Origin of the sequence: Pseudomonas sp. 86_A (assembly GCF_017491705.1) — a bacterium.
GTDB classification, from domain to species: Bacteria; Pseudomonadota; Gammaproteobacteria; order Pseudomonadales; family Pseudomonadaceae; genus Aquipseudomonas; species Aquipseudomonas koreensis.
The window spans coordinates 260,589-279,556 of record NZ_JAFGYS010000006.1 but is presented as its reverse complement, the minus strand read 5'-3'; the positions used below and the strand labels follow the sequence as shown (position 1 = coordinate 279,556).

General features: G+C 59.4%; 14 protein-coding genes. 2 read left to right on the top strand and 12 right to left on the bottom strand.

Annotated features, from left to right (window positions below):
- Nucleotides 1-151 precede the first annotated feature (151 nt).
- The 9 genes from J5M57_RS11665 to J5M57_RS11625 form a co-directional block, all read right to left on the bottom strand.
- Nucleotides 152-1,522 (bottom strand): TolC family outer membrane protein, encoded by a 1,371-nt coding sequence (locus J5M57_RS11665; protein ID WP_169841671.1) that lies wholly within the window; start codon nucleotides 1,520-1,522, stop codon nucleotides 152-154.
- 2 nt (nucleotides 1,523-1,524) lie between these two features.
- On the bottom strand, nucleotides 1,525-2,874 hold the full coding sequence (locus J5M57_RS11660; RefSeq protein ID WP_064587605.1) for an HlyD family type I secretion periplasmic adaptor subunit: 1,350 nt from the start codon (nucleotides 2,872-2,874) through the stop codon (nucleotides 1,525-1,527).
- A complete protein-coding gene (locus J5M57_RS11655) occupies nucleotides 2,871-4,646 on the bottom strand; it encodes a type I secretion system permease/ATPase (protein ID WP_064587606.1) in 1,776 nt (591 codons plus the stop codon). Before J5M57_RS11655 ends, J5M57_RS11660 begins: the two co-directional genes overlap by 4 nt.
- A 205-nt stretch (nucleotides 4,647-4,851) precedes the next feature.
- A complete protein-coding gene (locus tag J5M57_RS11650; RefSeq protein WP_207848464.1) occupies nucleotides 4,852-5,286 on the bottom strand; it encodes an AprI/Inh family metalloprotease inhibitor in 435 nt (144 codons plus the stop codon).
- A 92-nt stretch (nucleotides 5,287-5,378) separates the two neighbouring features.
- Nucleotides 5,379-6,842, bottom strand: coding sequence for a serralysin family metalloprotease (locus J5M57_RS11645; protein ID WP_207848465.1), 1,464 nt, complete (start codon nucleotides 6,840-6,842; stop codon nucleotides 5,379-5,381).
- Nucleotides 6,843-7,322: 480 nt separating this feature from the next.
- The gene (locus tag J5M57_RS11640; protein WP_207848466.1) at nucleotides 7,323-8,408 is read right to left on the bottom strand and encodes a polyamine ABC transporter substrate-binding protein; all 1,086 of its coding nucleotides are present in this window, start codon (nucleotides 8,406-8,408) and stop codon (nucleotides 7,323-7,325) included.
- Nucleotides 8,409-8,464: 56 nt separating this feature from the next.
- Nucleotides 8,465-8,809: a cupin domain-containing protein gene (locus tag J5M57_RS11635; RefSeq protein WP_169841667.1), complete on the bottom strand. Its 345-nt coding sequence runs from the start codon at nucleotides 8,807-8,809 to the stop codon at nucleotides 8,465-8,467.
- Nucleotides 8,810-8,840: 31 nt separating this feature from the next.
- A complete protein-coding gene (locus tag J5M57_RS11630) occupies nucleotides 8,841-10,247 on the bottom strand; it encodes an FAD-dependent oxidoreductase (RefSeq protein WP_207848467.1) in 1,407 nt (468 codons plus the stop codon).
- Between the two features lie 52 nt (nucleotides 10,248-10,299).
- Nucleotides 10,300-11,115: a helix-turn-helix domain-containing protein gene (locus tag J5M57_RS11625; protein WP_207848468.1), complete on the bottom strand. Its 816-nt coding sequence runs from the start codon at nucleotides 11,113-11,115 to the stop codon at nucleotides 10,300-10,302.
- A gap of 439 nt (nucleotides 11,116-11,554) precedes the next feature.
- Between J5M57_RS11625 and J5M57_RS11620 the strand changes: the two genes are divergently transcribed.
- The gene (locus J5M57_RS11620; protein WP_064590002.1) at nucleotides 11,555-11,827 is read left to right on the top strand and encodes a DUF1652 domain-containing protein; all 273 of its coding nucleotides are present in this window, start codon (nucleotides 11,555-11,557) and stop codon (nucleotides 11,825-11,827) included.
- Between the two features lie 58 nt (nucleotides 11,828-11,885).
- On the opposite strand, the gene J5M57_RS11615 is transcribed toward J5M57_RS11620, so the two are convergent.
- Nucleotides 11,886-14,360 carry a UvrD-helicase domain-containing protein gene (locus J5M57_RS11615; RefSeq protein ID WP_207848469.1) on the bottom strand — a complete coding sequence of 825 codons (2,475 nt, stop codon included), beginning with the start codon at nucleotides 14,358-14,360 and terminating at the stop codon, nucleotides 11,886-11,888.
- A gap of 277 nt (nucleotides 14,361-14,637) precedes the next feature.
- Between J5M57_RS11615 and J5M57_RS11610 the strand changes: the two genes are divergently transcribed.
- Nucleotides 14,638-15,333: a pirin family protein gene (locus J5M57_RS11610; RefSeq protein WP_207848470.1), complete on the top strand. Its 696-nt coding sequence runs from the start codon at nucleotides 14,638-14,640 to the stop codon at nucleotides 15,331-15,333.
- Between the two features lie 109 nt (nucleotides 15,334-15,442).
- On the opposite strand, the gene pgm is transcribed toward J5M57_RS11610, so the two are convergent.
- On the bottom strand, nucleotides 15,443-17,089 hold the full coding sequence (pgm, locus tag J5M57_RS11605) for a phosphoglucomutase (alpha-D-glucose-1,6-bisphosphate-dependent) (RefSeq protein WP_083369064.1): 1,647 nt from the start codon (nucleotides 17,087-17,089) through the stop codon (nucleotides 15,443-15,445).
- Between the two features lie 281 nt (nucleotides 17,090-17,370).
- Nucleotides 17,371-18,840 carry a hypothetical protein gene (locus J5M57_RS11600; protein ID WP_207848471.1) on the bottom strand — a complete coding sequence of 490 codons (1,470 nt, stop codon included), beginning with the start codon at nucleotides 18,838-18,840 and terminating at the stop codon, nucleotides 17,371-17,373.
- Between the last annotated feature and the right edge of the window lie 128 nt (nucleotides 18,841-18,968).

Below are 18,968 nucleotides of genomic sequence, written 5' to 3'. Positions count from 1 at the left end.
TCACCGGGCGAGCATTTCTTGAAATATCGAGCGAATCTCCATTTGTGGCGAGGGAGCTTGCTCCCGCTGGCTGCGCAGCGGCCCAAAATCTAGTGAGCGCTGCGCACTCAAGCGGGAGCAAGCTCCCTCGCCACAAGTTCGGTGCCAAGCATTAACGCGGGTTGCTTTTCGGGCCTTGTCCGAAGGCCTCATCCACCCGCGCCAGGTCCTGTTCGTTGAGCGTCCCGGCGTAGTAATGCAGCTTGGTCCAGGCCATCAGGTAGTCGTAGCGCGCCTGGGCCAGATCGCGGCGGGTGGTAAACAGTTGTTGTTCGGCGTTCAACGCATCCAGGTTGGTCCGCTCGCCGCCGAGGATGCTTTGCTTGGTCGAGACCACCAGCGCTTCAGCCGAGGCCAGGGCCTTCTGGTACGCGCGCAGCTTGTTGACGCCCGACAGGCAGGCGCTGAACTGGCGACGCAGCTCGATCAGGGTTTCGCGGGTCTTGCCGTCGAGTTCGTATTCGGCCTGTTCCATGGTGCGGCTGGCCTGACGGGTCGAGGCCGAAACCCCGCCACCGGCATACAGCGGAACATTGACTTCAAAACCGATGGTGTTGGTGTCGTAGCGCTGGTTATAGGTGTTGCCGCTGTCCGATTCCGTCTGGCGCAGCGAGGCATAGGCGCTGACTTTCGGCAGGTGCCCGGCGCGGTTGCGCTCCACTTCGTAACGCGCCACTTCCACTGCCTGTCGCTGCGAAGCCAGGTTCGGGTTGTTGCTGATCGCCAGCTCGTGCCAGGTGTCGTAGTTGGCTGGCATCAGCGCGAAGGTCTGGAAGTTCTGATCCAGCGGCGCCAGCTCACTGATGTCCACCGTCGGCACGCCAACCAGCGCTCCCAGTTCACGCAGTGCGGCGTCCTGCTCGTTGCGCGCCTCGATCTCCTCGGCGGTCGCCAGCTCATAGCGCGACTCGGCCTCGAGGATGTCGGTCCGCGTGCCCTCGCCCTGCTTGAACATGTGCTCGTTCTGCTGGAACTGCTGCTCGTAGGCCTTTTTCTTGGCCTGGGCGATGTCGATCTGATCCTGGGCAAACAAGGCCTTGGTGTAGTTGTCCAGCACCCGCACCAACAACTCCTGGCTCTTGCCGCGAAACGCCTCGTCGGCGAACAACGACTGCGCCACGCCCTTGCGATAGGCGGCATAGGCTTCGTAGTCGAGCAGCGGTTGCTGCAAGGTCAGGGTCGAACCGTAACTGTTGTAGTTGCGGTCTTCGGTCACGTTGCCGCGATTGGTCAGTTGCGTGGCCTTCGAGGTGTTGTGACCGCGGTTGTAGTTGTACCCCAGTTTCGGCAGCAGTCCGGCGCGGCCGATGGCGCGGTTTTCCAGGCCGGCGTCGCGCTCTTTGATCGCGCCGAGGAATACCGGGTCGTTGCGCAATGCCTGTTCGTAGACTTCGAATGGCCCCATGGCCGCCAGCGCGCTGTTTCCTGCGAGCAGCGCGAACGCTGCTCCCAACATCGAAAGCTTATTCATACAGCCGAACATCCTTATTCTTCAGTCAACGCAGAGCCAGCCCGATCGAGCAATGGTTTGAACAGGTAATTGAGCAGTGAACGTTCGCCGGTGCGCACGAACATTTCCGCCGGCATACCGGGCTTGATCACCAGACCGTGGAGTTTCTCCATCGCCTGATCACTGACGCTGCTGCGCAGCACGTAGTACGGCACGCCGGTTTTCTCGTCGACCATCTGGTCGGCGGAAATCAGGCTGACCTCACCCGGCACACGCGGGGTCTTGCTCTGGTTGAATGCGGTGAAGAGGATGTCCACCGGCAGGTGCGTACCGACCTTGTCGATCAAATTGATCGGCAAGTGCCCTTCCACTTCCAGCGTGGTGCCTTGCGGGACGATCTCCAGCAGGGTCTCGCCCTGACGCACCACCGCGCCTTCGGTGTGCACGCCGAGGTTGACCGCGACGCCGTCGGCGGTGGCAACGATTTCGCTGTGCTGCAGGTCGAAACCGGCCGAGGTCAACTGCTCGGAGAGGGTCACACTCTTGAGCTGCGCGTCCGCCAGTTGCGTGCGCACTTCCTTCTGGTATTCCTCGCCATGCTGTTGCAGCTTCAGGCGCGATTCGAGGATGCCCTGCTCCACGCGGCCGCTTTCACCGGTGTTCTCAGCCAGTTGCTGCTGCACTTGCGACAGCTGTCGCTGGTATTCCATCAAGCGATTGCGCGGGATGTAGCCGTTGTCCGCCAGCGGCTGCAGGTTGCTCAACTGTTGTTGCAGGGAGTCAGCCTGGGCATTGAGGTCGGTGCGCGCGCGACGCATGCCGGCCAGTTGCGCCGTGGCGCCTTCGATGCTCGCACGCAACCCGGCCTGCTCACGGTAGAACGCTTCGCGGCGGCTGCTGAACAGTTGGCGCTGGCCTTCGAGGACCAGAGCCAGGCGCGGATCCGGATCGTTGCTCAGCTCCGCAGGAAAGGTGATCTGTTTGAGGTTGTCGCGCTCGGCCTGCCAGCGCGCAAGGCTGGCCCAGGCCATGCGGTATTGCGCCTGCAACGATTGCACGTCGGCGGCGACCTGGGTCTGATCGAGGCGGAACAGCGGTTGCCCCTGCTTGACGATCTCGCCTTCGCGCACCAGGATCCGGCTGACCACGCCGCTGCTCATCGATTGCACGGCCTTGCGCTTGCCCGAGACCACCACGGTGCCCTGCACCGGGATGCCTTGGTCCAGCGGCGCCAGTGCGGCCCAAGTGAAGAAACTGCCGGCGCCGACGATGGCCAGAATCCAGCCCATGCGCGCGAAAAATTTCGCATCGCGCTCTGGGCGCTCGGTGATGTACGCGTGTTCCATGCTCGCTTCGTTTTCAGTGTTCATGCTGGCGCTGCTCATACACCCGAATTCCTTGTCGTGGGCTGGTACTGCCGGCTCATGCTGAGCCCGCCCGGTGCCTGCGCAGACTTTTCCCGTTGTTGTTCCTGGGCGCCGGACAGCGCCTTGAGGACTTCCTGACTGGCGCCGAACGCCTGCAGGCGACCGTCATTGAGCACCAGCAACTTGTCAGCCTGGGCCAACACCGAAGAGCGGTGTGTCACCAGCACCACGGTGGTGCCTTTGGCCTTGAGCTGGGCGATGGCGCTGGCGAGTGCCGCTTCACCGACGGTGTCGAGGTTGGAGTTAGGCTCGTCGAGCACTACCAGGCTCGGGTCGCCATACATAGCCCGGGCCAGAGCCACGCGCTGCTTCTGACCGCCGGACAAGCCGCTGCCGTCCTCACCCAGTTGCGTGTCGTAGCCTTGCGGCAGGCGCAGGATCATTTCGTGCACGCCGGCCTGTTGCGCGGCGGCCACGACTTTCTCGGGGCTGGCCTCGCTGAAGCGGGCAATGTTCTCGGCGATGCTGCCGCTGAACAGTTCGATGTCTTGTGGCAGATAGCCAATGTACGGGCCGAGTTCGTCGCGGTTCCAGCGATGGATGTCGGCACCGTCCAGGCGCACCGTGCCCCCCAGGGTCGGCCACACGCCGACCAGCACTCGGGCCAGGGTCGACTTGCCGGAACCGGAGGCACCGAGCACACCCAGCACTTCGCCCGCGCCCAGATTGAAGTTGATCATCTGCAAGGTCGCCGCACGCTGACCCGGAGGGCCGGCACTGACTTGCTCGAAGGTGATCTGGCCTTTCGGCGCCGGCAGCGCCATGGCGTCATCACTTGGCGGGAACGCCTGCAGCAAGGAATCCAGACGCCTGTAGGCAAGTTTCGCCCCGCTCCACTGTTTCCACACGGCGATCAATTGGTCGATCGGGCTGAGCACGCGGCCCATCAGAATCGAGCCGGCAATCATCATGCCGGCGGTCATGTCGCCTTTGATCACCAGCAAGGCACCGAGGCCGAGCACCAGCGATTGCAGGCACAGGCGCAAGGTTTTACTGATCGAGCTGATGACCGCACCGGTGTCGCTGGCCTGATTCTGCAGGCCGAGGAACCGCGAGTGCACGCCAAACCAGCGCTTGCGCAGCGCACCGAGCATGCCCATCGCTTGAATGGTTTCGGCGTTGTGCAGGTGGCTGGTCGCCAGTTGGCTGGACTTCTGCGAGAAACCGGCGGCTTCGCCCAGCGGCTTCTTGGTCATGTATTCGTTGAGACACGCCAGCGCAATCAGCAGCAGCGCGCCTGCCGTGGCGAGCACGCCCAGCCAGACGTTGAACAGGTAGATGACAAACAGGTAGACCGGAAACCACGGCGCATCGAAAAACGCGAACAGGGCCGGCCCGGTGACAAACTGGCGAATGTGCGTCAGGTCGCCCAGCGATTGCCCGGCGTTGCCCTCGCCCTTGAACAGGTTGCGCTCGAACGCCGCTTGATACACGCGCAGGTTGAAGCGGCGCTCCAATTGGCTGCCGATGCGAATCACGATGAAGCTGCGGATCACCTCCAGCATGCCAATGAATGCAAAGAATCCGACAACCATCAACGACAGCATCGCCAACGTCGTTTCGTTCTGCGAAGACAGCACGCGGTCGTAGACCTGCAGCATATAAATGGAGGGCACCAGCATCAGCACGTTAATCAGAGCGGTAAAGCACCCGACGCTGATCAGAATGCTCTTATAGTCACCCAAAGCCTTGAATAAGGGAGCGGTGGCTGGGGCCTTCGCCATCTTCATTGATTATTCCTGAAATGTTTTCCCCGCCACTCTTTGGCGAGACGCGTCTATTAATTGTCCGTACACGGGCCGGACGATCTTTTGCAACTTCTCACTGACACTTCAATCACAACTTCCGTTATTCAACCGGATAATCGTTGTATGGGCGTGATGCTTATAACTGCAACGTCGCACCTTATATTCAGCTGTCAGTCATTTCTGAACTTCACGGCTGTGGCACATGACGTTTGAGCGTAATCACCAGGCCCGACTTCAAAGTGCCCAGATAAAGCCCATCACGTTGTCGGCTGAAGAACTGGATTCTTGAACCTTCCTTTCCGGTAATCGACAGTCCGTCCGGGTCGGGAAACCAGCCGATTGGCGCCTGTTCCAGCCAAGCCCCCAGGCATTCGGCACCTTTGCCCAGCGTCTGGTTGGGCTCAAGGTCGATCAGGCAGGTGTTCGAGGGCTTGTCTTGCAGCGCCTGCGCCTGCGCCTGCGGAGCGTCGTCCGTTGTGCTCAGAATGGCTTGCCATTGTCCGGCAAAAACGGATGGATCTTCGAGTCTGAGGCTGCTTGCCATGGTTGTTTCTCCAGAAATCATGATGAACGCTGCCGAAAGCCACGCCACAGCCTTGTAGGTAAAAGCTTTATAGATCATGAGAAAATTCGCTCCGGCGCTTAGCCTTGCCCAGCAGTCGACACGATGCAAGCAAAGAAAGCGGCGCATCACGCGCCGCTTTCGTTTTCACATCACGCCACGATGTCGCTGGTCGCTGCCTGGCCCACGGTGCTGACCTGGAAGTCCGCCACGCCGTGCCCGGAGAAGTCCACCGACAACAGGCTATTGCCGCCCGACGAGGTCAGGACCGCGTCACCGGCTGCACCGGTGAAGCTGCTGACAAAGTGCAGGCCTGCACCTTTGGTGATGGCACTCAGGTCGATTTTGTCCAGACCGCTGACGAAATCGAGGATCTGATCGATTGCACCCGGCTTGGAGTCGGAACTGGACGCGAACACGAACGTGTCCGAACCTGAGCCGCCCCACAGTTTGTCCGCACCACCGGCGCCGTAGATGATGTCGTTGCCGGCACCACCTTTCAGCTCGTTGGACACACTGTTGCCGATCAGCAGGTCATTGCCCGAACCGCCGATGGCGTTTTCGATGGTGACGCCCTTGGCGATGGACACGTTACCGATCAGGCCACCAACGTCGGAGAACGAGGCTTCATTGAGGTTGATCTTCTGGTTCTGGGTGAAACCCGAGAAATCGAAGGTGTCCTTGCCGCCCGCATCCCACACCGAGAACACCAGCTTGTCGCTCGACGACGAGGCGCTGAGGAAGTCGCGACCGGCGTTGGAGTTGAAGCCGTAGGTGGTGTCACCGGTACGGGTGTTCATGTTGGCGCCGTAGAGCTTCTGGATCGCCGCAATGTCATCCATCAGCGGGCCGGAAGCATAGGCTTCCACGCCGCCCTTGCTGAAGTTCTGGTTGGTGTTGCTTTCGCTCCAGTAACTCATAAGGCTGTAACCGCGGGTGTCTTGCCCGTAGGAAGCATCCTTGTAAGTCGGGTTGCCTTCGCCGGCGTTGTAGTCGCCAGGGTGAGACAGGCCCAGGGTGTGACCGATTTCGTGCGTCAGGGTTTGACGCCCGTAATTGCTCAGGCCCGGAGTTTTGTTGACGTCATAGCCACTGCCGGTCAGGTACCAGGACTGACCGTCGTAGCCCGGCTCGGTGCCTGGCAGGAACGCAAACGCCGCCGCGCCTTCCTGGCCGCCGCTGTAGTTACCGAAGGTCATGTGACCATCGCCACCACGGGCCGACTCGGTGAACGTCACGTTGGCGACATCCGCCCAGGATTGCATGGCGAGCACGGCCTGAGCTTTCTGCAGGGCGCTGAACTGACTGAAACCGGTGACGCCCAGACCGCTGAAGTTAGCGGTTTTGGCGGTCAGAAAGGTGTAAGTCAGTTCGATCTTGCCGCTGTTGTCGAGGTCGTGCCAGGAGGCACCGTCTCGCAGCAGTTGGGTAGCGGCTTGATCCACCGAGTAGGAGGGTTTGCCATTGACCGTGAGGTTGCCGCCACGATCGTACTGATGGCTGAAGCTATTGATCTGGTTCCAGGCGGAGCTGGTTGCAGCCAGAGACTGCACGGCGCCGACAGGCACGAATGTGTCTGCGGTGATATCAATAGCGTTAGCTTTTACTTTCGACATAAACACACTTCCTTGTTTAGCAATGGAACAGTTTTTGTCAGATAGCGACAATCCCTGGCGAGATCGTCCTATCACTCGCCCAATGAAGGCGTAAGAAACCTGACACAATTTGAAATCTGTCGTCTAGCGTTTTTTTGAGATCAAATTGCACTGCTCCGTAAAACTGCCGTAAACAAAGCCTGCGGGGTCGAAAGATTGTTTTAGCGCGGCGCGCACCGTCCAATTTTCTGACGATTTTCTATTTAAATATTAAATATCGGTAAGTTGCATTTTGATAGATACGTCTCACTTTTCTGCACTCTATTAGTGCGATGCCAGTGTATTGATATCAATTTGATAAATACCGTTCGGATCACTGCAATACTCATGTGAGAGCGAGCCTGCTCGCGAAGGCGTCCGTCAGACAATACTGCGTCGAATGACGGAATGCTTCGCGAGCAGGCTCGCGCTCCCACAGGTTTTTTCATGGACTGAAAATGATCAGCTACCGGTGCGGATCTTGTTCCACACCCGCGTACGAATCCGGTCGATATTCAGCGGCATCGCCTCCAGCGCAAACAGCTTGCCCATCATTTCCGGGCTCGGATAGACCTTGGTGTCGCTCTTGATCGCCGGGTCGATCAGGCCATCAGCCTGTTCGTTGCCATTGGCGTAGTGCACGTAGTTGCTGATGCCGGCCATTACGTCCGGGCGCAGCAGGTAGTTCATGAACGCGTATCCGGCCTTCTCGTCCGGCGCATCGGCGGGCATGGCCACCATGTCGAACCAGATCGCTGCGCCTTCCTTGGGAATCGCGTAACCGATATCGACGCCATTCTTCGCTTCCTTGGCGCGGTTTTCCGCTTGCAGGATGTCGCCGGAGAAGCCCACCGCCACGCAGATATCGCCATTGGCCAGGTCGCTGGTGTATTTCGAGGAATGGAAATAGCTGATGTAGGGACGCACTTTCATCAGCAGCGCTTCGGCTTTCTTGTAGTCCTCGGGGTTCTGGCTGTGGTGCGGCAGGCCCAGGTAGTTGAGCGCCGCCGGCAGCAGTTCCGGGCCGTTATCGAGGATGGCGACGCCGCACTTCTGCAGCTTTTCCATGTACTCGGGCTTGAAGATCAGGTCCCAGGAGTCTACCGGCGCGTCGTCGCCCAGCACCGCTTTGACCTTGGCAATGTTGTAGCCGATCCCGGTGCTGCCCCACAGGTACGGGAAGCCGTGCTCGTTGTTGGGGTCGTTGACCTGCAGAGCCTTGAGCAACACCGGGTTGAGGTTCTTCCAGTTCGGCAACTGGCTCTTGTCGAGTTTCTTCAGCGCCCCGCCCTGAATCTGCCGGGCCATGAAGTGGTTGGACGGGAACACCACGTCGTAACCGGATTTGCCGGTCATCAACTTGCCGTCCAGGGTTTCGTTGCTGTCATAGACGTCATAGGTGACGCCGATGCCCGTGTCTTTCTGGAAGTTTTTCGTGGTGTCCGGCGCGATGTAGTCGGACCAGTTATAAACCTTGACCGTTTCCGCGGCATGGCTGATCGAGGCGGCCAGCAGCAGCGGCGCCAGGGTAAGGGCTTTCTGGAGCATGGGGTCGATTCCTGTAGAGACTATTGTTGTTGGCAGGCAATCAAAGGATCAAACAATCAGAAAATCAGCACGTAGGTCTTGCGCACAGTCTCTTGGATATCCCAGATACCGAGCGTGTTGGCAGGCAACATCAGTGCGTCGCCACCTTGTATGTGCAGGGTTTCACCGCCGTTGTCCGGGGTGAACGTGCAACGGCCGGAAATGAAATGGCAGAACTCCTGAGCGGTGATCTGCCGGCGCCAGCGCCCCGGGGTGCATTCCCAGACGCCGGTTTCGACGCCGTCGTCGCGCTCGACGCTGGTGGTCGAGGCAATGGCGATCGGCTCACCCAGTGGCACAGCCACCGGATTCGACTCCTCGAGTGGCAGGGTGGCAGTGTTCTTGAACTGCGTAATGCTCATGGTGGGACCTGTCTTTTGAAGAAAACGGCGGTTAGTGCATGAAACCTTCCATGAAGCCCGCCACCTGACTGGCGAGCTTGCGCCGCCACGGTGCGGTGGCCGGGTTGGCCAGGGTCTGGTCTTCGTGGACGAAACTTTTGATGATCGCGTTGTAGCCCAGCCAGCGGCACGGCTCCGGCTCCCAGGCGCGCAACGCATGAATCCCGCCGTCCGGCAGCACCCACGGCTGGTGCACCAGTTCGGTATCGCGCTCCAGAATCAGATCGGCCAGGGTCCGGCCGCCCAGGTTGCTGGCACCGACACCCTCCCCGCCGTAACCACCGGACAGCGCAATGCCGTTGGCGCGGTCGCAGAGCATGTGCGGCTTGAAATGCCGGGACATGCCGAGATTGCCGCCCCATGCGTGGGTGATCTGCACGTTTTTCAGTTGCGGGAATAGTTCGCCAAACAGATAGCGGCGTAGCTCGACCTCATCGCGGGTCAGGTCGAAGTTGTGGCGCAGCTTGCCGGCGAACTGATAGCCGCCACGGGCGCCGAAGATCAGGCGGTTGTCGGCACTGCGCTGACCATAAGTGACCTGGCGGCTGAACTCACTGAAGGCCTGGCCACGGTTGAGGCCGATTTCATCCCAGGTGGCTGCCGACAACGGCTCGGTGGCGACAATCAGGCTTTGCACCGGCAACTGATAGCGACCCAGCGGCGGCAGCGTGACCGAATAGCCTTCGACGGCCGGCACGATCCAGCGACTGCGCACGCTGGCCTTGGCCGTGCGCAAGCTGCCGGACTGCCAGTGGGTGACAGGGCTGTTTTCGTAGATCTTCACCCCCATGTTCTGCACGGTACGCGCCAGACCGCGCACCAGTTTCGCCGGGTGGATGGTCGCCACGTGCGGCGCATAGATTCCGCCATAAGGCTTGGCGACGCGAATCTGTTGCGCCAGTTGCTCGGGGCTCAGCCAGCGGTAATCGTTGTCGGTCAGACCTTGGGCATGCAATTTGGCGAGGTATTCACGCAGGCTGGCTTCCTGCTCCGGGTAGCGCGCCGCGCAATAAAGCACCCCGCCTTTGCGGTAATCGCAGTCGATGCCCTCACGTTCGAGGACGACTTCCACTTCATCCGGGATGCTGTGCAGCAAGTCAAACGAGGCGCGGCGCTGTTGCGGCGAAAGACCGGCGAGCAGACGATCCTCGCCCAGCAGATTGCCCATCAGCCAGCCGCCGTTGCGTCCGGACGCACCAAAACCGGCGGTTTGCGCCTCGACGATGGCGATGTCGAGGCCCGGCGCGAGTTTTTTCAGGTAGTACGCGGTCCACAGACCGGTGTAACCGGCGCCGATGATTGCCACGTCGACATCCAGATCCTGCTCGAGCGTCGGCCGCGCGATCAGCGGCTCGTCGAGTTGATCCATCCACAAACTGATAGTGCGCCACGCCGGCATGCAAGACTCCGCCACTGAAAACCTTCGATGGCGTCGATCCTAGTGCGTGACTTCAATGGCTGTCTTGCGCGCGTGCCCGCAAAGAAATTTGTTTGGCATAAGCCTTGGGCGACTGGCCGGTGTGTTGGCGAAAACAACTGTAGAACGCCGACAGCGAGTTGAACCCGGCGGCAAACGCCAGTTCGTCGATACGCAGCGGCGGCATGGCGTGGTCCAGCGACTTGAGCAAATGTTGCAGACGCGCCTGGTTGACGTAGCGATAGAAGCTCTGCCCCAACACCTGATTGAGCAAATAGGAAATCTGATTACGGCTGTAGCCGCACTCCTTCGCCACCCGTTGCAGGTCCAGCTCCGGATCGAGGTACGGCTGCTGCCGTTCGAAGTATTGCTGCAGGTCTTGCGCCATGAAGCTCAACTGACGCGGCGACAACCCCAGGCGACTGACCGCCGGACGCTGACTGGGCACGGCATCACCATGAGATTGTGCGCGAACCAGCGAGGCATATTCGTTCACCCGCCAGATCAAGCCGTCCTTGACCGTGATCGCTTCGCTGGAACGGAACGACACCAGTCCGTCGCCGCCGCGCAGCGTCACTTCGTACTGAATGAATGCCGTGTTGCCATCTACCCGGATCCGGTCGCAGTGCTCCAGCGCTTCGTCGGATTCTCGCGGCATGCTGACGCGCACGTACTCGCGCAATTCGTCGAGACCAAGGACGCGGTTCTGGAAGAAATCGTTGTACTGGACCTCCGGGTGGTACAGCGCCATGACGCTGTCCAGATCGCGGTGTTTCCAGCTCAGGTGATAGCGCATGACCGTGGCGGCCGTGGCCGGGGTCTGTTCTGGGCCGTCATCGTCTGCGTGCATAAGGCGCTCGGGACAAAAGAATCGAGCTTGCCCAAGTCCGGCGCAGCGATCAACGGCTAAGCCATAGCGTAATGCTGTTCACTCAAGCCCGACACTGTGACTGTGGCGAGGGAGCTTGCTCCCGCTGCGTCGCGAAGCGGCCCCAAAAGAGGGACTGCTACGCAGTCCAGCGGGAGCAAGCTCCCTCGCCACAGGTTTCAATTGAACGCGAAATTTCTTGAGTGAGCAGCATTAAAGCCATAGTGGCCTTTTGGCGATGGCTGATCCGGGCGTGACTTACATCAAAAAATGCGCAGCAATCGCAAAATGAACTGAAAAATCTCACAGAAAATTCACCTTTGGATGCTACTTTTAATGTCACTGACCGGTTGAGCCATTGAAGGTTCTTCCCACCTAACATGAGCAAATGGAAGCGCTCGATGAAGAAGGCGGGCAACACATGAATAAAGGTTCCAGTAAAGTCACGTTCCCCAACGCGTGCCAGCTGATGCGCTGGCACTTTCACCCGATGGGCTTCGAAGCGACGATGGACGCACCGGGCAGCATGATTGCCCGTCTGTTTGATCGTGCCAGCGGAGAAACCATGATCGCCATTGCCGGTATTCCTTGCGCCACGGTGATGAACGCTGCCGATGTCGAGCGCATCATCGAAGCTGTGGAGGACGAACTGGAGGCTTTTATTCCTTCGGAATCTCTTAAGAGTTACGCATAACCTCTTGTTTTAAAACGAAAAGCCCGCGAATCATCGCGGGCTTTTTTATGCCTGGTCTTTATGCGGTTTTCACCTTGGCGCGGTGATCGGCAAAGAACACTTTGCCTTGGGCAACCCGGTCGGACGCCCTTGGCATGTTCACGGCTTGGGCATCCTGCGGCTCAACGTACCAATAACAGTGACTGACCGCGCGGGTAATGCCGACGTAGGCCAAACGCAGGATCTCGTCCTTTTGCGCCGTGTCATACGGCTCGCTGTCGCCAGCCTTGCCCAGTCCGGCCATGCGGTAAACCTGATTCTTATAGGGCGAACTGGTCAGGTGCTGGCAATCACCGAGCAGGAAAACTGCATCCGCCTGCAGGCCCTTGGCACTGTGGTAGGTGAGCTGTTTCAGGCGTCGCGCTTCATACGGCAAGCTGGAATCAACATTAACTACAGGCTGAATATGCTGCTCTATCAATAACTTATCGCTGCTTTTTCGATAAAGCATCAAGATTGAATCGCCGCGATTGTAATGCTCGACCAAGCGCTGCCCCATGGCTTGATCGTCGCGATCAAGCACGTTGACCGGTTGCAGCGGCTTGGGGGCGCCGCTGGCCTTGGCTTTTTTCCCCGGGATCGCCGGAGCGGCGCGGACGATGTGTTCAGCCGCATCGATGATGTGCTGATGACTGCGATAGTTGTCGCTGAGCATCACCCGGGTGGTGCTCGGCGACGGGAATTCCTTGTTGAATTCCATGAAGTAACTCGGCGAACTGCCGCGCCAGCCGTAGATCGACTGCCAGTCGTCCCCCACGCACAACAACGATGAGCGCTGCGCGCCGCGCCCGACATGCATGGCCGGACCACGGCTGCGGATTTCCGCCAGGCTGGCACGGATCCACGAGACGATCTGCGGCGACACGTCCTGAAACTCGTCGATCATCAGGTGCGACATCGGCCGTAACAGTTCATCACCCAGGAGTTTGAGGTTCTCCGGGGAGTGCTCGCTGAATAGCGCGAACATCCGGTTGTAGGTCATCACCGGCGGTTTCTGATCGAGCAGATGATCTTCCAGTGCGCGCCAGAACAGACTCAGCGCCTCGAAGAAGAACCGGTCCGGATCGTCCTTGGCAAAACTCATGCGACCGACAGCGTCAGGAACATCCAGCCCGAGGTTTTCGATGAAGCCGGCCGCCGCGACAAAACAATCCAGCAACGGCGCTGAGACCAGCTCACCCTTGACCTTGTAATCGAACCCGGGACCCGCGCTCGCGTCTCCGGCCAATGTCGACAAAACCCGTTTTGATGCTTCGTAACTATCAAGCCAAATCAATGGCTTACGACAGAAAGCTTGAAACAGGGTGCGCTTTACCGCCCACTCGGCGCGCACGCTGAGCTTGGCGTTGGGCCGGCAAATCTGCGGGTTTTCCCGAGGGTCGAAACCGAGCACCACCCAGGCATTCAGGCTGGGAATGTAGCCGTGGCAATGGAAGGTCGAGCCGTTGATTTCGAAGGTCTGCCGGCTGGGTTCGATGCCCTTGATCGGCCAGGCACCGGCGCGAAACCACAAATCTTCAATGGCATCGCACAACTCCTCATCGCGCTTGGCCGCCAACTCGGTCACCGCCACGCGCTTCTGCACGTCCGGGTGATCGCGTTCCAGCTCCTTGAGCTGCAACCCGGCCTTGGCCAACGGCTGAATCAACTGACGGAAACGTTCGTCTTCAGTAAACAGACGGTGGTAACAGGCGTTGAGCTGGCGCCGCTGGGCGTCGTTGATGCGCAGGTCGAACGAGTTGCTGTCGACCTCCTCGTCAGCACCTTGTACCCGGTCACTGAGATTCTCGAACGCCTGCAAGCGCTCGAACCCCGGCAGGCTGCGGACCATTGGCAGAATGCGCGAGTGAAAGGTTCGCACCAGTTCCCGCGCCTGTTTCAGGCTCAGTGCCTGCCCCCACAGGGCGAACAACTCGATCAGTTTGTTGATGAAGTCCTTGCGTGACTCGCGGGTGAACGTCACCACCGTCATCGAATCCAGCTCAAACCCCAGGTAGTGCGTGAGCAACAGGATACGCAGCACCAGGGTCGTCGACTTGCCAGCACCGGCCCCGGCAATCACCGAGGTTGAAGGCGTATCACTGAAAATCATCTTCCATTGGGCGCTGCTTGGCTGGGCGTGTTCAGGCAGCAGGCGCGCTACATCGGCCTTCATGCGTTTCTTCAGTTCGGCACTCAGCGGCAGACGCCAGTCGTCGAACAGGTGGTTGTCGACGCTGGGCGGACGATGCTCGGTGTTACGGCTGTCACGAATCAGCAGGACCTGCCGGCCTTCTTCCAGTCCTTCGAGTTTCCCCTCTTTGAAGCCGTACTCCACGCCAGCGGTGTGGCCACTGCGAAAACCGTCGGCCTGGCCGTGCAGCCATGACGCGCGATGCTGCGCGCGCAAGCGTGTCAGGCCATGACCGAAGAAACGTGCGGCCAGACGCTTGAACCAGGGCATCTCGGCCAGTGGACGGAGTTCGGGAGGAAGATCGGGAGTGTGTTGCGTCACGCTGAGGGGCTCCAGTGTGTAAGGCTGTGCGGCTATGGTCGCCGTATTTGCCCACGAGTTCTAGCGAAATGCTTACAGGTCATTGGTTTAGGCGATGAACTGAAAGTCGGATGAGACTGTTTCGAGCCGGATTCCCATCAGTGAATTCGATCAGAATGCTGCACTTTTTACGCTTTTTATCGATTGTTGACTGATAGATGATGCCTGTCATTAACCGACGGTCTCGCTTCGTGGCTCAGGCGTTTCGCCCCATGACGAACCTTTTGAGGAGACGATCATGCTTGAACTCAGACCTTTCAACACGCTGGGCGTCGCTCACCACGGCTGGTTGGATGCCCACCACCACTTTTCGTTCGCCGAGTACTACGACCCGCAACGTATGAACTGGGGCAACCTGCGGGTGTGGAACGATGACGTGATCGCAGCAGGTACTGGCTTCCCGCAGCACCCGCACCGCGATATGGAAATCATCACTTACGTGCGCGAAGGGGCGATTACCCATCAGGACAACCTTGGCAACAAGGGCCGCACCGAGGCTGGCGACGTGCAAGTCATGAGCGCGGGCACAGGCATTGCGCACAGCGAATACAACCTGGAAGACAAGGAAACGCGGATTTTCCAGATATGGATTCTGCCGACCGAAACCGGCGCGCCGCCATCATGGGGTGCCAAACCGTTCCCCAAAGGCCAGCGCGAAGGCTTCGTGACATTGGCCAGCGGCAAGGACGGCGATGACCAGAGCCTGCGCATTCGCGCCGATGCACGCTTGGTGGCGGCGAATATCAAGGCAGGGGAAACAGCGGAGTATCGACTGGATGAAGGCCGGCGTGCGTATCTGGTTCCGGCCACCGGCGTGATTGACGTCAATGGCTTGCGCGCACAAGCTCGAGACGGTGTTGCGATTGAGCGTGAAACGCTGCTGACCGTGACGGCGCTCGAAGACAGCGAAATCGTGCTGGTGGATCTCGCTTGACGGCCTGAACTGCAGGCGAAAAAAAGGGGCGACCATCATGGTCGCCCCTTTTTTTTGTGGCGAGGGGGATTCATTCCCTCACCACAGAAAAAGCTCACCACCACGAAGATCACTGGGTGGAAATAGCGCCATCCACCAGGGTTTGCGCTTCGGCCACCAGTTGCTTGAGGTGGTCGTCGCCAATGAAGCTTTCGGCGTAGATCTTGTAGATGTCTTCGGTGCCGGACGGACGCGCCGCGAACCAACCGTTTTCGGTCATCACTTTCAAACCGCCGATGGCCTGATCGTTACCTGGCGCATGGCTGAGAATGCTCTGAATCTTCTCGCCTGCCAGTTCAGTCGAAGTGACCTGATCCGGCGACAGTTTGCTCAGTAGCGCTTTCTGCTCGGGGTTGGCCTTGGCGTCTACGCGCACCGAGAATGGCTCGCCCAGTTCATCAGTCAAGCCGCGATAGATCTGGCTTGGGTCGCGACCGGTACGAGCCGTCATTTCAGCCGCCAGCAAGGCCGGGATCAGACCGTCCTTGTCGGTGCTCCACACGCCACCGTCCTTGCGCAGGAACGACGCGCCGGCGCTCTCCTCCCCGCCAAAGCCCAGCGAGCCGTCGAACAAACCGTCGGCGAACCATTTGAAACCGACCGGCACTTCGTACAGGCGACGGCCCAGGCGTTTGGCAACGCGATCGATCAGACCGCTGCTGACCACGGTTTTACCCACGCCAGCATCAGCACGCCATTGCGGACGATTCTGGAACAGGTAATCGATAGCCACCGCCAGGTAATTGTTCGGCGCCAGCAGACCGCCCGACGGGGTGACGATGCCGTGGCGATCGTGGTCCGGGTCGCAGGCGAAAGCGACGTCAAAACGTTCCTTGAGGCCGATCAAGCCTTGCATGGCATGACTGGACGATGGGTCCATGCGGATCTGACCGTCCCAGTCGACGGTCATGAACCGGAACGTCGAGTCGACCTGTTTGTTCACCACGTCCAGATCAAGACGATAATGCTCGGCAATGGCCGACCAGTAGCGCACCCCTGCTCCGCCCAGCGGATCGACACCCAGACGCAGTTTGGCGTCACGGATCGCATCGAAGTCGATCACATTGATCAGGTCGGCGACGTAGGTGTTGACGTAGTCGTGACGGTGCGTGGTGCTGGCCTTGAGCGCCTGCTCGTAGCTGATGCGTTTAACGCCAGCCAGTTTGTTGGCGAGCAACTCGTTGGCCTTGGCTTCGATCCACTTGGTGATGTGGGTGTCGGCCGGGCCGCCGTTGGTAGGGTTGTATTTGTAGCCACCGCTTTGCGGCGGATTGTGCGATGGCGTGATGACGACGCCATCGGCCAGCCCCGACGTGCGACCACGGTTGTAGCAAAGGATCGCGTGCGATATCGCCGGTGTCGGCGTGTACTCGTCACCTTCGGCAATCATCACGGTCACGCCGTTGGCGGCCAGCACTTCCAGCGCACTTGCCCCGGCCGGAGTCGACAGCGCATGGGTGTCGATGCCGACGAACAGCGGGCCAGTGATGCCTTGCGCTTCACGGTACAGACAGATCGCTTGGCTGATCGCCAGCACGTGCCATTCATTGAAACTCAGATCGAAGGAGCTGCCGCGGTGGCCGGAGGTACCAAACGCCACGCGCTGGGTGGAAATCGACGCATCCGGTTGGCCGGTGTAGTAAGCCGTTACCAGTCGCGGGATATCGACCAACAATTCTGCCGGTGCCGGTTTGCCCGCAAAAGGACTGATAGTCATGCAAAACCTCTGAAATAGAGTGGTTCAGGAAATACAACGCAGTTTACTGGCAGTTTGACCGCAGCGCGACGGGATCTATCCGACAGTTTTCAACGTTCATTTCAGAGGTACCCATCGCAATGCATCTCCCTGCCTCTCGAGCGTCCCGCCCCACTCGTGTTTATCCTGAAGCGCCAGGTTCAGGTGCAGATCACGCTTGTGAAATCCGAGCAAAACCAAACCGGATCCCGCGCAACCTTCATGCGCCTGAATACAAAACGCGGCGGGAATAATCGCTTATATCAACGTTCCGCCAACCGCTCACTGATACCGGAATCCATGTCTTCCGCGCTGGTCGCGCCGAGTGGGACGTCCATGGCTCGCAAGGCATTTCCACCCAGCGGTTGCATGGCATAAAGACGGCCGATCAACCTGACAGGCAGACCACTGACATCGGTCATCCATTGCAGGACCTGCTCCGGACCGTGCAGGCCCTGCATGGCGCGGTGCAGATCAGGCATGGCGACCAACATGCCGGGATGACAGCTGCGCAGGAAGCGCTCCAGACCAGCGCCCTGCTCGATAAAGGGCGAGAACAACAGGCAGATCGATTGCGCTTCGTTCAGGCCGTACGCCCTGTGCAGGCTGCTCGTCGCCTGCTCGCGCAGTTCATCAATGGCCTGCAGATGGCCCAGTCGTGTCATCAGTTGCTCGCAAACCGATTCAGTTACCTGCCTGTGCTGCATGTTCGCCAGTGTCCGCCGGACATGCTCCGAAAAACCGGCTTCATAGCTGCGCCCGCTAATGACTTCGGCTTGCAGACCATACAAATGAGCCTCGATCAGCGGATCCGCGTACTCACCCTCGCCTTGGTTGAACGCCCACTCCTCGGGCTGAAACCCGAGAAACTCGCTGAGCAAGGGCCAGCGCTCCTCCAGGTTACCCAGCACCATGTCGTGAATATCGACAAAGGTTGTGCGCCGGCAAGACTCGAACCCGTCCTCCGGGCGCCAGCACAGCCGTTCGGAATCGCTGTAAAACCCTCGATACAAGTCCCCGCCCAACCCGTCGAGCAAGGCAAACAGTTCATCGAAAGTACCGGCATGAGGCGCCAGCACGCCGATTCCGGCCTTTTGCACAGCAAGATCCAGATGTTCGATGAATTGCTTCTGGCGACTCGGCGAATCGCTGCAAACCCATGCGTCGACACCCCTTCCCCAACGGCAAATCTGGCCGTAAAACTCGGCCCAGGCCAGACAGGCATCGTCCCACAGGGCAAAGTTTTCGTCCCTGGCCCGTCGGTGCCCCATCATCAGCACGTTGATGCGATTGGCCTCGGCGTTCTCACTGCTGATGAGGGCCAGGTGATTGAATGGCAGCACTTGACGGTGATCGACCATCAGCAATTCGACCCTGGGATCATCGTAGAGGAACAAGGCGCCAAAACTGCGGTGAAGGTTGTCGAGTGCCGCAGTCCCGGCCCCGCTCCAGCGCAATGTGGCGACACGTAACTGGAAGGTGGCCGGTGCACGCCCGGCGATGCTCAACTGCGCGGCGCGCAACAACGCCAGGGTATAACAACTGTCACGGGTACCGGATGGCGTGACCATGACCTTGTAGTCCCCCATGCGCTCCATGCCGCCGGCGGCGACCACCAGTCTTTGAATCAGCAGCTGCAGCGCTGTCCGTTCGGCTCTGGAGAAGAAGCTCAGCAGTCGTTGCAATACTTGCTGGTAGACATAGTTCATTGCCTGATCATGGATCGTGCTCATCAGTACTTTACCCGGCCTAAAAAAGTCATATCGCGCATCAGCAGTGATACTGGCGCAATAAATTCATCAATAAGTAATAGACGATCAAATACTAACACTTATGCTTTTGAAGTTATTTGAAACACTTG

Coding starts and splice junctions, on each gene's coding strand:
- J5M57_RS11665 (WP_169841671.1), bottom strand. CDS start 1,522: ATGTTCGGCTGTATGAATAAGCTTTCGATGTTGGGAGCAGCGTTCGCG.
- J5M57_RS11660 (WP_064587605.1), bottom strand. CDS start 2,874: ATGAGCAGCGCCAGCATGAACACTGAAAACGAAGCGAGCATGGAACAC.
- J5M57_RS11655 (WP_064587606.1), bottom strand. CDS start 4,646: ATGAAGATGGCGAAGGCCCCAGCCACCGCTCCCTTATTCAAGGCTTTG.
- J5M57_RS11650 (WP_207848464.1), bottom strand. CDS start 5,286: ATGATCTATAAAGCTTTTACCTACAAGGCTGTGGCGTGGCTTTCGGCA.
- J5M57_RS11645 (WP_207848465.1), bottom strand. CDS start 6,842: ATGTCGAAAGTAAAAGCTAACGCTATTGATATCACCGCAGACACATTC.
- J5M57_RS11640 (WP_207848466.1), bottom strand. CDS start 8,408: ATGCTCCAGAAAGCCCTTACCCTGGCGCCGCTGCTGCTGGCCGCCTCG.
- J5M57_RS11635 (WP_169841667.1), bottom strand. CDS start 8,809: ATGAGCATTACGCAGTTCAAGAACACTGCCACCCTGCCACTCGAGGAG.
- J5M57_RS11630 (WP_207848467.1), bottom strand. CDS start 10,247: ATGCCGGCGTGGCGCACTATCAGTTTGTGGATGGATCAACTCGACGAG.
- J5M57_RS11625 (WP_207848468.1), bottom strand. CDS start 11,115: ATGCACGCAGACGATGACGGCCCAGAACAGACCCCGGCCACGGCCGCC.
- J5M57_RS11620 (WP_064590002.1), top strand. CDS start 11,555: ATGAATAAAGGTTCCAGTAAAGTCACGTTCCCCAACGCGTGCCAGCTG.
- J5M57_RS11610 (WP_207848470.1), top strand. CDS start 14,638: ATGCTTGAACTCAGACCTTTCAACACGCTGGGCGTCGCTCACCACGGC.
- pgm (WP_083369064.1), bottom strand. CDS start 17,089: ATGACTATCAGTCCTTTTGCGGGCAAACCGGCACCGGCAGAATTGTTG.
- J5M57_RS11600 (WP_207848471.1), bottom strand. CDS start 18,840: ATGAGCACGATCCATGATCAGGCAATGAACTATGTCTACCAGCAAGTA.